Annotated in this window: 13 protein-coding genes; 2 read left to right on the top strand and 11 right to left on the bottom strand. The window is 61.3% G+C overall.

What is annotated here, in order from left to right:
- Window positions 1-4: 4 nt before the first annotated feature.
- The 9 genes from ACZ4TR_RS34470 to ACZ4TR_RS34430 all read right to left on the bottom strand — a co-directional run bounded on the left by ACZ4TR_RS34470 (window position 5) and on the right by ACZ4TR_RS34430 (window position 7,859).
- Window positions 5-670, bottom strand: a complete 666-nt coding sequence (locus ACZ4TR_RS34470) for an antirestriction protein ArdA (protein WP_465291952.1) — start codon at window positions 668-670, stop codon at window positions 5-7.
- Window positions 667-1,881 (bottom strand): DNA-methyltransferase, encoded by a 1,215-nt coding sequence (locus tag ACZ4TR_RS34465; protein ID WP_465291950.1) that lies wholly within the window; start codon window positions 1,879-1,881, stop codon window positions 667-669. Before ACZ4TR_RS34465 ends, ACZ4TR_RS34470 begins: the two co-directional genes overlap by 4 nt.
- Complete coding sequence (locus ACZ4TR_RS34460; RefSeq protein ID WP_465291949.1) at window positions 1,878-2,690, bottom strand: replication-relaxation family protein; 813 nt, start codon at window positions 2,688-2,690, stop codon at window positions 1,878-1,880. Before ACZ4TR_RS34460 ends, ACZ4TR_RS34465 begins: the two co-directional genes overlap by 4 nt.
- Window positions 2,691-2,805: 115 nt before the next feature.
- Entirely contained in the window at window positions 2,806-4,983 is a 2,178-nt protein-coding gene (locus ACZ4TR_RS34455) for a type IV secretory system conjugative DNA transfer family protein (protein WP_465291948.1), read from the bottom strand.
- Window positions 4,984-5,419: 436 nt separating this feature from the next.
- A complete protein-coding gene (locus tag ACZ4TR_RS34450) occupies window positions 5,420-6,076 on the bottom strand; it encodes a hypothetical protein (RefSeq protein WP_465291947.1) in 657 nt (218 codons plus the stop codon).
- A 242-nt stretch (window positions 6,077-6,318) separates the two neighbouring features.
- Window positions 6,319-6,525, bottom strand: a complete 207-nt coding sequence (locus ACZ4TR_RS34445; protein ID WP_465291946.1) for a hypothetical protein — start codon at window positions 6,523-6,525, stop codon at window positions 6,319-6,321.
- Between the two features lie 48 nt (window positions 6,526-6,573).
- A complete protein-coding gene (locus tag ACZ4TR_RS34440; protein WP_465291945.1) occupies window positions 6,574-6,828 on the bottom strand; it encodes a hypothetical protein in 255 nt (84 codons plus the stop codon).
- Window positions 6,829-6,846: 18 nt separating this feature from the next.
- Complete coding sequence (locus tag ACZ4TR_RS34435; RefSeq protein ID WP_465291944.1) at window positions 6,847-7,161, bottom strand: hypothetical protein; 315 nt, start codon at window positions 7,159-7,161, stop codon at window positions 6,847-6,849.
- A 254-nt stretch (window positions 7,162-7,415) separates the two neighbouring features.
- Window positions 7,416-7,859, bottom strand: a complete 444-nt coding sequence (locus tag ACZ4TR_RS34430) for a hypothetical protein (RefSeq protein ID WP_465291943.1) — start codon at window positions 7,857-7,859, stop codon at window positions 7,416-7,418.
- A gap of 120 nt (window positions 7,860-7,979) precedes the next feature.
- Between ACZ4TR_RS34430 and ACZ4TR_RS34425 the strand changes: the two genes are divergently transcribed.
- Window positions 7,980-9,836 carry a hypothetical protein gene (locus ACZ4TR_RS34425; RefSeq protein ID WP_465291942.1) on the top strand — a complete coding sequence of 619 codons (1,857 nt, stop codon included), beginning with the start codon at window positions 7,980-7,982 and terminating at the stop codon, window positions 9,834-9,836.
- A gap of 131 nt (window positions 9,837-9,967) precedes the next feature.
- Here ACZ4TR_RS34425 and ACZ4TR_RS34420 read toward each other — a convergent pair whose 3' ends face one another.
- A complete protein-coding gene (locus ACZ4TR_RS34420) occupies window positions 9,968-10,210 on the bottom strand; it encodes a helix-turn-helix domain-containing protein (RefSeq protein WP_465291941.1) in 243 nt (80 codons plus the stop codon).
- 564 nt (window positions 10,211-10,774) lie between these two features.
- Here ACZ4TR_RS34420 and ACZ4TR_RS34415 point away from each other — a divergent pair.
- On the top strand, window positions 10,775-11,905 hold the full coding sequence (locus tag ACZ4TR_RS34415) for a hypothetical protein (protein WP_465291940.1): 1,131 nt from the start codon (window positions 10,775-10,777) through the stop codon (window positions 11,903-11,905).
- A gap of 14 nt (window positions 11,906-11,919) precedes the next feature.
- Here the strand turns inward: ACZ4TR_RS34415 and ACZ4TR_RS34410 are convergent, their stop codons facing one another.
- The gene (locus tag ACZ4TR_RS34410) at window positions 11,920-12,153 is read right to left on the bottom strand and encodes a hypothetical protein (protein WP_465291938.1); all 234 of its coding nucleotides are present in this window, start codon (window positions 12,151-12,153) and stop codon (window positions 11,920-11,922) included.
- Between the last annotated feature and the right edge of the window lie 467 nt (window positions 12,154-12,620).

The raw sequence follows: 12,620 nt of genomic DNA, 5'->3' as shown, positions 1-12,620 counted from the left end.
GATCTCATCGCAGGAATACGTAGAGGTGGCCGTCGAGGCCGGTGACGGCGTCCCAGCTTCGCGCGGCGTCTTCGGCCATCGCGGAGTAGTCGAGGGTGACGTAGGGCTGAAGCAACGGGTCGGTGATGCGCTCGCGCTGCTTCTGCCAGCCGAGATCGTCAGCCACTTCCCGCATCCAGGCTTCCGCGCTCTCGTAGTTGCCGACGTAGAAGTCGTTGAACCGTTCGAGCATCGTCCGGTCGTCCGTGCCGTTGATCGCAACCCATGCGCTGTAGGCGTAGCCGTGCTCGGCGACTCCCTTGGCGAGCAACGAGATGAGTGCCGTGTCGGTGTTGTCGTGGAGGTCGAGTCCGGCGAAGTCTTCGGTTGCCCGGATTGCCCACTCGGTTGCGCCCGGCGTGGGTGAGGCTTCGAGCATGGCAGCAATGTCGGAGTCCAGCTCGTCCGGCTCCTGGTCGGCGTCTATCCAGAGGCCGTGCGAGATGCCGCGCTGGGCGCTGGTCATGTCGGCGACGTAGATGCGGGGTTCACACTGCTTCACGCGCTCAGCCGATTCGTCGGTGTCGTGGGTGGGCCAAGGTGGTGCCTCCTCTCGTGCGGGTGGCTGGTCGGTGTGTCCGGTGATGGAGTCCTCAAACTCGATGAAGCTCTGGGCGTCCTCGGCGTTCATGCCGAGTTCGATGAGTCGTTCGAGCTTGGCGCGGTCACGCTTGCGCTCTCTGGCGGCGTCGATGCGTGCGTTCTCGATGTGGGCCTGAGCCTCGGGGTCGTCGGTGCCGTAACTGTTGGTTTCGGCGGGTGTGTGTTCACCTCCTTCCGGGTTCTTCGGTGGCGTTTCCATTGCGTTCCTCCTCTCGTTATTTGTTCTGTTCTCGCGGCTGCGATCCGCTGTTGGGCCTGCTGTGCGTACGCCGGGTTCAGCTCGATACCGACCCAGTCGCGGCCGTGGGTCTCAGCTGTGATGGCGACGGTGCCCGCGCCCATGAACGGGTCGAGTACGCGGCCGGGGCGCCAGGCCGTGTGCCCGCAGGTTGGTGTCAGCGGCCTGACTGGGAGCTCTCGACCGTTGACAACTTCCCGTGCGGGCATCCATGGTGCGCCGCACTCGAGGCAGACTCGCTCTGGTGTCGTGGCCAGCAACGGACGGCGGACCAGTTCAGCCGGGAAGGTGGCGAAGTGCGCACCCCTGTAGTTAGCGGTGGCGAGTCGCCAGACATCGCCGGGGTTCTTGCCCAGAGGGTGGCTGTCACGCCCGCCCATCTTCATCTCGGACAGGCCTTGGTTGAGATCGACACGCGGCGTCACTCCCTGCCCGAGGCTTGGCACAGCCGAGCGTGGTGGATACACCTCCCGCGTTCGGCGCCCCGGCCGGCTGGTTCCCTTCGGTTGCTCCCGGATGGCGTCGAGGTTGAAGTAGTAGCGGGCTGATCGAGTGAAGAAGTAGACGAACTCGTGCGTGGTGGTCAGCCGGTCGGTGACTGAGGACGGCATCGGGTTGGTCTTCGCCCAGATGATCTGGTTGCGCAGCAGCCAGCCCGAACGAGTCAGCCGCAGCGCGACCCGTTGCGGGGCAAGCAGCAGACTCTTCTTGCTAGCGCCGTCCTTCGGGCTTCGGGCATAACTGTCGCCGAGGTTCAGCCAGAGACTTCCGCGTGGCGTGAGCACCCGAGCGAACTCCACGGACAAGGCAGCGATCTCGTCGGCCCAGGCGTCGACTGTGGCCTCCGAGCCGAGTTGGTCATCGTGTCCGTAGTCGCGCAGTGCCCAGTACGGCGGGCTGGTGATGATGCTGTCCACCGCGGCGTCGGGTAGCTCCCCCAGCCGGGCACGGGCGTCCCCTATGAGAATCTGGTTGAGCGGCAGGGCTGGAGTCGAACTCATAGGGCACCTCCTTCTGACGGGAGCTGGGTAAGCAGCTGGACGGCTTCGGTGGTCAGGCATACGGCGAACAGTGCGTGTGCCTCGGCGGGCAGCCGGCGGATGCTGCCAGTGATTGCTTGCAGGCGAGCTGTGGTCGGTACAAGCCACCAGACCCGCGGGAACACCCCACGCGTTTGCTGTTCGTGGCCGGTACGCCAGTACGCGACGTAGGCGGCGAGCTTGCGGGCGATGGTGGACGGTGACTCCGTGGCCATGTCCTGCTCGATGAAGTGCGCCAGTTCGTAGTCGCCGACACCGAGCCGAACGAAGGCATCCGGCTTGAGCGTGATCACCTGCCCGCCCATGCCGCCGAACCGTCGCCATGCCCCGGGTTCACCCGCGAACTCCAGCAGGTCACTGGAACCAGTGCGCGCATGTTCAGTCAGGTTCACGTACAGATCGGCCACGGCGAGCACATGTGTCTGGAAGGCAGGCTTGGTCTCGATGACGCGACGATGCCGACGTGGGGCCGGGCTGTCGAGGTCGAGCACGGCGTGACCCCAGCCGGACAGACCGATGACGAAGCCTTCACTTCCGGCGCGGATACCGCCGACACGTCGAGACAGGCGGACGATGACGCCGACGTCGCTGAGCCGCTTGAGCGACGCTCGGGCCTTTCGGCCTTGAGTGGTCGTGTCGCCGTCCGGGAAGTGCAAGCGCCGCACCTGCTCACCGGTCAGCAGACGCAGGCTCTCAAGATCACGAAGGACCGCCACATCCCGTTCGGACAGTCGCTCCCGCAGCCGAACAGCATGACCACGGCGGCTCACTGGGCACCTCCGTACGGCGCGATGTGTCGATGGCGCGAACGAGGCGTTTTCGCACGTGGCAGCGATGTCGACTCGACACGATAGGTAGGGCGATCGGTAGGAGGACTGGTCTGCTTCATGACGTCCTCCGCTTCGTCATACCAATAGCGCCGTCAGGCTTGTCACCTCCGCTCTGCCAACGCTTGACAAGCTGCGCGTCGAGTTCGGCAGGGTCCACCCCGTAGCGTCCGGTGACTTCCCGACGCGCGGACTCGGGGTCTTCGGTGGCGCCGGGCAACGGAGGGGTTTGGGCAAGAAACGGGTCGCTTGTCGCGCCACCGACCAACACTTGGGCGGCGGCCTGGTAAGCAGGAAGCCGCATCAGGTCATCGGGGCTGACGCCACCGCCAAGCACTCCGGCGAGGTCCTTTGCGTCCGCCTTGGCCGGACGGAACGCCACCCGTGACCGGGTGTTCGCCAGCACAGCCGCGCGCAGGCTCGGGGTGAGCTGAGCCAGATGCTGATGCGCCAGCGTGAAGCCGGTCGCCATGCCTCGTGCCGTCGCCAGCATGTCCCCGAAGTCCATCCCGGCCGTGAACGTCTGCCACTCGTCCACTACCACCGAGACCGGCCGCCGCTTGTCTTGGGGCACAGCGGTTTGTCGCTGTACCGTTTCGCGGAGCTGGCCGAGGATCAAGCTGCCGAGCAGCCGCGTTGTTTCCGGGCCAAGGCTGCCAGCGTTGAGGTTCACCAGGACGATGAGCGGCTTCTCATAGAGCTCGTCAAGGCGCACAGACGGCAAGGGTTGGCCGAGGAGACGGCGAATCGGGCCACGGGCGGTGAAGGTGCGCGTCTTGTTGAGGATCGGCATGGTCACTCGGGAACGCTCAACCTCGGAAAGGTTCTCGAACCAGGCCGCCCATGGTGCGAGCGTCAGCGGATCGGTGACCTGCGCCAGTACCCGACGCCGGAAGCCGCTGTCGGTGAGGATCACCGGAACGTCAGTCAATGTCCCGTCTTCCAGCCGTGCGGCCATGATGAGGGCGTGTAGCAGCACGTCCGTCGAGCGCGGACCGATCGCCGTCCCGAACACTTCCCGGAACAGTTGAAGAAGCGAGTCGGCTCGCCGCTCCGCGTCCTCCCGCGGGCCGGCGAGCGGGTTGAAGCCGAGCACCGGGCCAGGACTGCCGGGCTCGATCAGGCGAACGTTATGCAGCTGTTCGCGGGGTAACCGAGCGAGCACATCGGATACCAAATCTCCTTTGGGTTCAAGGAGAAACAGGCTGCGACCCGCCTCAATATCACTCAAGATCCAGCGGGCGAGCATCGTGGACTTTCCGGCACCGGTCGGTGCGATGACGTGAACGTGGCTGGCGATGCTCTTGGACGGCACCCGCACCAGCTGATCCATCGACTGCACGTGAACGCTGGTGCCGATGATCCGATCACCATCGGCCTGCTTTGGTTCCTCGGCAGGCACAAGCAAAGCCTGCGGCGGCGCTGTCAGGACGGAGGTTTGCCCCGGCACACTGACACCTTCTACCGGCCAGCCGATCAGGACAGCCAACTCGGCGGCGTTGACGCTGCCACTCCACGTCCGCCGCTTACCTTGAACCCGCCAGAGCTGAGAGGCGATCCGACTGGACTGCCACCACCCTTCAATGCGGGCATGGGGACCAGCTGCGAGCGAAAGCGCTGAGACGACCGGCCCGATGAGCTGAGCCCCACGCCGGGAGTCCTCGGTGACTGCTCCGATACGGCCCCGGACGCCGAACAGTGGTTCAGCGATTTTCTCCCGCCAAGCGGTGCGCTCGCTGCCGTCCGGTTCATGAGGCGTCAGCATGCCCAGCGCCTCAAGCGGGGCGAACCGCGCCGGCACTTGCGTCCGGGCGAAGCTCGGACCGACTACCCACTGCAGCACGACCGCTTCCTTGGTACCGAGTCGACGACGCAGCGCCAGCAGACCGGCCGCCACCGCTCCCGCCGTGTCCAGCCGAAGCGGATATGCCGGGCTGGACGGCTGAACCTCACGGGCCGTGACGGGTACTTCCCGCGGCGAAGACTTCACGGCGACCAGCGAGAGCCCAGGAAGTTGCGCGGCCAGGTCGCCGGGCAGATGCCGTGCGATCGGCTCCTCGAAGCCAACGAGCCAGCGCACGGTCTCCTTCCTGATCCACAGCTCGAACACCACAACCGGCTGATGCCGTCGGACACCGAGCTGGGGGCGACCAGCCAGGACCCGTACCATGCCTGTCAGCCGAGCAAGCGGCAGATCGGGCGGCGGGAACACCTCACGCCACACAAGTTCAGGCATAGGCGTGCCCTCGGCTGTCGTTGTCGTTAATACGTCGCGTTGAGTCAACGCTGTACATAGAAAAAACCTCCTTTCGACTTCTCTTATGAGCTCGAAACGAGGGAGAATATGCGCACACTCAACACACATCCGCGTCTTGACATGCAGGCGCGGCAGGAATGTAATGGTATGTACGCATCCCCGAAGTTTCGAGGGTGCTAATAAATATTCAAACCTGGAGCGGGTCTGACACCTGCTACGTGTCGCCGGGACAGAACATCTGCGAGATGCTTCTGTCTCCGTGCCGAGAGTGCACGCTCCGGGTCCATGTCTAATTATCCAGCATAATTTTTGGTAAAAGAATACTGTTTGATCATTCGACAACAGCGATTCATATTTTGTGCCAGTAGTAAATCTTGGTAACGCTGTATCGAATGGTGGGCGAGTAGAGGCCTGGTCAGGTCTCTTTTGTTGTTGTACGCACTTGCCGTAGCACCTCACTCGCTACGGCGTTGCTCACTTTCAAGGCTGCCCGTAGCTTGTCCCGCGTGATCGGACGGCCATGGGCTTCGCGGTACTCGGCGTCGAGCTGACGCGCACGGGCTACCAGCTCCGCGTCGCCGCCGGCCTCGTCGTCCGGGACGGCCTGGGACGGTCCCGGCTCCGTCCCATGGAGCGACGCCAGCAGCCGGGGGCCGACCTCACTCCAGCCGATGAGCAGTAGTGGCGCAACCGCGTAGAAGCAGGCTTGCCCGTACGCGCCCGTGATGATGGGGTGCGCCGTGTTCATGGCCAGGGTGGCTGTGCCGCTGAACAGCAGCAACAGCCGTGGCCCGACCAGTCGTTCGCTGAGGCCGTTCGTCCTCAAGTACTGCATCGAGGCCAGCAGCGCCACGACCGTGAGGTCCACGGCCGGAGCCACCAGCGGGGCGATCCAGCCTGGAACACCGAGCTGGACCCCGACGGCGTAGCCGTTGCCAAAGCCGAAGCAGAACGTCAAACCGGCGATGATGAACACGACGGCCGTCACCGTCCGCCTCACGGCCACCGCGGGGCCGCCCGTGAAGGCGGCCCCCGCATCCTCTCTGAGCTTGCTCACGCGCTGCGTCGCCACTCGCGAAGCTCGGCTTGCTCTACAGCCTGATCCGTCAAGAAGAGATGCGGATCGGTCGGATAGACGTTCGTCCTGCACATTTCACGCCAGAAGCGGCGGAGCTGAACGCGAACTCGCCTGTAACCCTCCTCCCGATCACAACGTGCCTGCTCTTCATCTTCGAAAATGAGTTCCTTGCGGGTGCATCTGGGCATACGTCTCCCGTCTCTTGAATAGGAAGGTTGGAGGAGAACTGAGAACTATTACTTGAAACGTCGGCCGAAAATGACCTTGTAGATCCCGACAACCACAATCAGTGGTACGACGATCGGGACGAGTAGCTGCAGGACATCGATTGCGACGTACGCTGCGAGTGACAGCAGCAGCACCCCAGCCGCCAGACCGATCAGGCGTCCGGCCAACGGCGGCCGAGGTGTGTTGTCGTCAGGACGAAGCCAGGAGAACATCATCGATCCGTTCGCCGGCTGGCCGTGTTGTCAGAAGCTGTGCTGGCAGGCTCACCGCCGTCCGCCGTGGCGACGTCGGCTGCCGAACGTGGAGCCGCCGGCCTCCTCCTCGGCGCGGCGCATCGCGTCTCGCGCCTGGAAGAACACGTCGTTGACGCGTCGCGTCTGCTCGAGCGCCTTCCACTCGGCGTCCAGGACCTTGCGTTCGACCCTGAGTTTGGCCTGTTTGTCCTCCATCCGAGTACCAGCCAGCGCGTAGCCCAGCCACGCTGCCCCGCCGAGCCACAGGAGCAGAGCGAACACCACCCAAGCGGCATACATCATTCAGCCCCGTCCCGTCTCGGCCACGATCCGGGCGAGCGCGCCGGCGGCCGTGTCAACGATCGCCTTGTAGCGCGCGTCGCCGAGAGGTGCACGCATCAGGGCTTGCGTCTCCATCTCGGTCAGACCTTCCACCGCCCGAAGCGCACTGTGGGCGACGTACTCGACGGCCTGAGTACGGGCTGCCTGGACGACGGCCCGGCCGTGGACAAGGTCAACTTCGCTTCGAACGGCGCGCTCGAGGCGCGGGGATGGAGAACGACCGCTGGCGCGGTCAAGAGAGTCGCCGCTGGTGCGGCGAGCGACATAGTCAGACATCAGAAGTGCCTCCTCATCTTGACGGTGACCCGGGTACAGGACGTTCCCGGCGTAAAGCAACTGAAGCCCACCTGTGAAGCAAACGGCTAGATGTGCCGACAGGCAATCGCAGGGAAATGAGAGGCAACAGAGGGAAAAGGAGGGCAATGAAGGGAAATCGACGCCGGAGGCCACGTTCCCAGGACGTGAAGCAGCCCGCTCCTGACGGAGCGGGCTTTTGGGATGGGGTCGGCCCGATGGGTTGGACTTGACGGCTACTGATGCTTGCGGCCGAAGAAGTCGGTGCGCGTCAGCCAGACGGCATGAGCGAAAGTGTCCCGGTCGAAGATCGGGTGCGAGTACGTCACGTCGCCCGGCTGGTAGCCGAACACGGAGCTGACACGCCACTTCTTCGGTGTGCCGTGCTCGTTGGGGTCGTCCCGAATGATGACGACGTCCTTGCCTGCACGTAGCCGGTAGTAGTCATCGATCAGGTACGAGACGACCTTGAGGAACACCTCGAAGTCGCCGAAACAGTGATGCGTACTGTAATCATCGTCTCGTAGCCAGTCATGGATCAGGTCCGCGAGACAGATGTCACGGTCCTCAAACGGTACGTATGCCCAACGATCGTCATCCTCCCGATAGAACGTCGCGTACTTGCGGAAGGAATCGATGGCTGCATTGAACGGAACTGGATGGGAACGGAGAGATTGCATAGTCGAGCCTCCGGATTTCTAGAGGCCGACCCCAACTACTATTTATAACACAAATATCACATATTTGCAATAGTAAACTTCATCAGCTGAGGAGTGTCCGGTAGGATGGCGGCTACTGAGGTGAAGATCGAGGTGGCGATGGGCGAGTGGCCGAAAGACGAGCTGCGTCGGGAGTTGATGGCAGTTGCGGCAATACCGACGAAGGAACTTGCTGGCTCTGAGCCGCTTGATCACCTTTCGTCGCTATGTCCTACGCTGCTGGCAAGCGTTCCTGACGTATTTCTTGGGAACAATAGCCCGTTGCAGAAGCGTGAGCACGTTGTTCGCCAGCTTCTGAAGCACACTGCATTCAGGTCGCCGAGCCGTGAAGTTCGAGCAGCGGGAGATCTTCTCGGGCTGTCGAACGACGAACCTGGCGACCTGTCGGACATGCCATGGGAGAACGCCCAGAAGATCCACGCGGACTATCTCAGCCACAAAAGAGATGGACCAGAAGAGTTCAAGCGTTTCGGTCGAGAAGTGCGGACTGTTCTTGCGGTTCGGCACTTCGGCTACGGTATTACATGGCTGCGTACAAATAAGACGATTACCGAAGAAGTCTTATTCCAGCGTTTCGTGGATGAACTTTGCACCTACCTCGATGACGAAGCTGGCAAGCTGACCCAGCTCGCCAAAGACCTCGGTTACCTGCCAACTGCGGAAGTCGACCCGACTGCCAATCCTCTCCTGTTGTCTCCTGCGCGCTCGGCGATGGATGAGGAGAAAGCAAAGCAGATCGTCCGGGAAGTTTTGGGGGAAACAGACGAGACCGCCGTTTACCGCTTGGCGTTGTCGTTGAACTTCGATCCGCCACTCGTCCGCGCCGCGTGTGACTACCTGAAGTCTGACGGCCTCTCCGTGGATTCGGCCTGTGGCATCCTGGCCAAGGACGTCGGTATCTTCCTCGACTCCCTCGCGCGCCATATGGGACAGTCATCTGTTACTCGTCGTCTGCGTCAGACGATTCAGACTTTTGAGGCCGAACATCCGCGGACGATCCGTGCGCTCGACTTCATCGCCTACCTTCACCATGAGTATATCTCTGCTGAGTATGTCCTGGCGTATCTACTGGAGCGTCAGTACGTTGACCGCGAGACAGTTGAGCACGCTGCACTAATCTTCGGCGGAGCAATCCGGCCTCTGATCGACGAGGGGCTTCTAGAGCAGTACGGTGCTTTTACGCGGATGAATCCGCTTGTCCACTCAGTTGTGCGGGAGTTGCGGAGTGAAAAGGCTTCGGAGATCAACGAACGCCTTGTCTCCTGTGGATTTACCGATCTGAGTGCGGCCCCGTCGGCGCGGCAGCTCATGGAAGCGAAGTGGAGCCCGACGACTATCGCGGCTCGCTGGATGCTTGACTATGTGCTTGCCACTCGACTGCACGATCAGTTGTGGAATAATAACCGGTCGGCGCGAGCTGGGCGGCTCGCTGGTGCGGACTGGATGATTGTCGTGAAAGCTCTGCATACCAGATGCCGCGAGAAGGCGGCTTTTTCGTGGGTCTTGTTTGAGTTTGACCGTTATGTTGCGCGCGTGCGACCACGATTGGACAGCGGGCTTGATGACTGGTGGAATATAGAGACCGAGTTGCCTGATTTCCACGACCGATTCCGAATCCTTGAGATGCAGGTAGCGGTAGAAAGTGCATCGAGGAAGCTCGCTGACCTTTTTCACAACATTCCGCGGGTTTTAGACGAAGCCGACTTCAACGAGGTGATCCGAACTTACTTTGCTAAGCGGTTCGCTGAGATGACTGCTGAAATGGAGGCCGCTTTCTGTCTTGATGAAGTCTCGACGCCACTGGGCACTCTTCGCCTCTCGGAGTACTTTCCGATGTGGAGTAGCGTGCACTCGATGGCGGTTGATTCGGGTGATGTGCCAAGTAGCTCGGAAATTTCGTTGTTTAACGATTCGACTAAAAGGCTTGGAGAAGAATAGTCGCAGCTGGCATGACGCGAGCTAGAGCAATTCTTCTGCCGGACGGCTCTCCCGCGTAGCGCTCCCAGTTCATTCGCGATGGTGCATCCAGAAACAGACTGCGCAAGTTGTGTACGTGGATCGTCCGCGTCCTACTGAGCCGGCGAATGCAGGCCGCGCATCAGGTCGCCCGCGTCGACACCGAGCGCATCGGCCACCTTCAGGATGTTGTGGAAGGTCAGGTTGCGTTGGCCGCGCTCGACCTGGCCGAGGAACGACCAATGAACGTTGCTGTCGGCGGCCAGCTGCTCTTGGCTCTTGCCCAGCTCCTCGCGGCGACGCCGAACGCGGGCACCGAACTCGGCGGCGGCGGGCGAGATGGGAGGAGTCGGCATGGCGTCCTACTCCATACGCACTAACCGTAAACGTCCAGAGACTATACGTTGCCAACATTTATGTTTGGGACATATATGTACAGGCGAGCCAGATCTTGATATGGTCAGGATCGCCTGGCTGACCAGCGAAAACGTCTGGATATGGACGCGCCGGTGAGCGACGACGCCCCCGATCGTCAGGCTCGAAAGTGGCCAGGTTCACCCGCTGGTGGCAGTACTACCTCGAGGAGGTGACGACATGCGCATGGCACTGAGTGGCGGCAGTGGTGGCACCTGACACTGAGCGAGCCGACCGAACGGAACCCCTGGTCTACGGGCTGGGGGTTCCCTTTTTTCATGATGCGTTGAATTAGTATGTTAAAATTGATCTTGCGTGGCTCGTACTGCGTCCCTTGTGAGGAGGTGATCCCCATGCGTATCGCCATGAGCGGTGGTGGCGGCGACACCTGATCGAGCATCAGGCGCGCCACCCAGTAAGGAAGAGTCATGGGTTGCGGCTTGCGTCGTACCCATGACTCTTCCCACTATTCAATGAAATAAGAATTATTGTTATACTGATCTTGTATGGCCAACCTGCTTACCCAGCTCTACAAGACCAAACTCCGTCTCGCCGGACTGGTAACTGCGCTGGCTGGCATTGGCCTTCTCTTCGTGGCCAAGTACGTCTCGGACGTTCCAACGCTGGGGTGGATCGCGCAGTGGCCGATCAGCGAGGTTGGGGCCATCGCGCTCAGCGCGGGGCTCTTCGGCGTCATCTTTGAGTACTACGCACGCAAGGAGTCTGAGACCGTCGCGGCCGAGCGGTTCCGCAAGGTTATCCGCCAGGAGGCGCCCGCCATCCGTGATGCGGTCCTCGACAGCCTTGCCTTCAACCCTGACACGTTGAAGGGTGTGGCGTCGTCTGAGCGCCTGGATCAGATCGCTACGAACGCCCTTGCGCTGCGGGTTGGCGACAAGACGCTGGCAGCTGACGCCTACACCGATCTGCGCGACCAGGTCATCCGGGCACCTGAACGTTGGCGCGACGTCGATGTATCGGTCACGCTCTCACCCTGGGAGAAGGGGCCGGCGACCGGCCGCGGTTCGATGTTCGTCGCTACCGTCCGCTGGCAATACCGCGTAGCCCCGAAGACCAGCGTGATGCGCTTCGCCTGTGTCGCAGATGCCGACGAGTACCGCGAGATGTTACGTGACAAGACCTTTACGTCAGCGTGGCACTTCGACCACTCCAGCAGTATCGACCCTGGAAGCAAGGATGTCTTCGAGTTGCTGCAGGTGAGCGTGGATGGCAAACCCAAGAAGATCCGTCGCACTGCTCGCGAGGGAGCTCAGGTTTATGTCGTAAATATTGGCAGCGCGGACAGTGCCAACGAGGTGACAGTCACATACACCTACCGCGTTCTCGCGCAGCGTCACGGCCACCTGCTGTACCTCGACCTGCCGCGTCCTACCAAGGGGCTCCACGTGCAGCTCAACTACGCCGATGCCGGCATCCGGCGCGTCAACACGCTGGACTACTTCGCCGGGGCTCAGCCCTCCCGAGTCGACCAGGCGCCTGCATCCACTCCGGCTAAGACGATCGACGTTACCTTCGAAGGCTGGATCTTCCCCCGGTCCGGCGTGGCCTTCGTATGGGTGCTCGATGACGAGTTGAACGAGGAGCCTTCACGTTCGAGGACCACAAAACCTCGGTAACGCGACATACCGCATCAGGTGGAGGTGTGCAGGTCGTTTGCGCACTCGCTTGCGGTCACCGTGCAAGCCACGTCTCCGAAGTTCTCCAGCTGGTAGTACAGCGTGTACTCGTCTTCCCTGTCGAGCTTCATCAGCGCAGCTCCGATGTCGTCTCCGACCTTGGGCTCATACTCCAGGCACAGCCTGGGGACAGGCATCGATCTCTCGTAGATGCCGATCTCCAGTCGTGCCGTCTTGCGCGGCTTCACCGTTACGACGTTGATGTTGTCATGATGCGACTCACTAGATTGTCTTCGAATTACACGCACTTTTGCTTCGCCCTGAGGCCACGCGCTGCGTCTGCCTTTTACTGTTACCAATGCTTATGCTTTACAAGGTGGCCAAACCTTGAGAAAATTTAGACATGCCTGTAGCTCGTTCCCGTTGCTGGGGCGAGTTGAAATAGACGTACACACATGTTATGTTTATATGTACGTTAAGATGGCAGCACTGCTATTTAAAGGGTACACTTTTTGCTGACCCATAGTCAATATTAATTTTCAGTAGGACACCAGTAGCTTCATGCAATATTACAAGAATGTTGACACTTCCAAGGGGTATCACGTATCGCTAAAGGCCGTTCGCAAGTGGATAGAAGCTGCTCAAGACGGTAGGGTTCAGCTGCAGCTGTACCACGATGGTAAAAGATCTTATATCGCCAATACGGCGAAGAATC

It is taken from the genome of Amycolatopsis sp. NPDC028719, assembly GCF_055565395.1.
This window is presented reverse-complemented; position numbering and strand designations above follow the sequence as displayed.

Excerpts from the sequence above, each read along its gene's own strand:
- ACZ4TR_RS34430 (WP_465291943.1), bottom strand. The coding sequence starts at position 7,859 with ATGCAATCTCTCCGTTCCCATCCAGTTCCGTTCAATGCAGCCATCGAT.
- ACZ4TR_RS34435 (WP_465291944.1), bottom strand. The coding sequence starts at position 7,161 with ATGTCTGACTATGTCGCTCGCCGCACCAGCGGCGACTCTCTTGACCGC.
- ACZ4TR_RS34445 (WP_465291946.1), bottom strand. The coding sequence starts at position 6,525 with ATGATGTTCTCCTGGCTTCGTCCTGACGACAACACACCTCGGCCGCCG.
- ACZ4TR_RS34415 (WP_465291940.1), top strand. The coding sequence starts at position 10,775 with ATGGCCAACCTGCTTACCCAGCTCTACAAGACCAAACTCCGTCTCGCC.
- ACZ4TR_RS34470 (WP_465291952.1), bottom strand. The coding sequence starts at position 670 with ATGAACGCCGAGGACGCCCAGAGCTTCATCGAGTTTGAGGACTCCATC.
- ACZ4TR_RS34455 (WP_465291948.1), bottom strand. The coding sequence starts at position 4,983 with ATGCCTGAACTTGTGTGGCGTGAGGTGTTCCCGCCGCCCGATCTGCCG.
- ACZ4TR_RS34420 (WP_465291941.1), bottom strand. The coding sequence starts at position 10,210 with ATGCCGACTCCTCCCATCTCGCCCGCCGCCGCCGAGTTCGGTGCCCGC.
- ACZ4TR_RS34465 (WP_465291950.1), bottom strand. The coding sequence starts at position 1,881 with ATGAGTTCGACTCCAGCCCTGCCGCTCAACCAGATTCTCATAGGGGAC.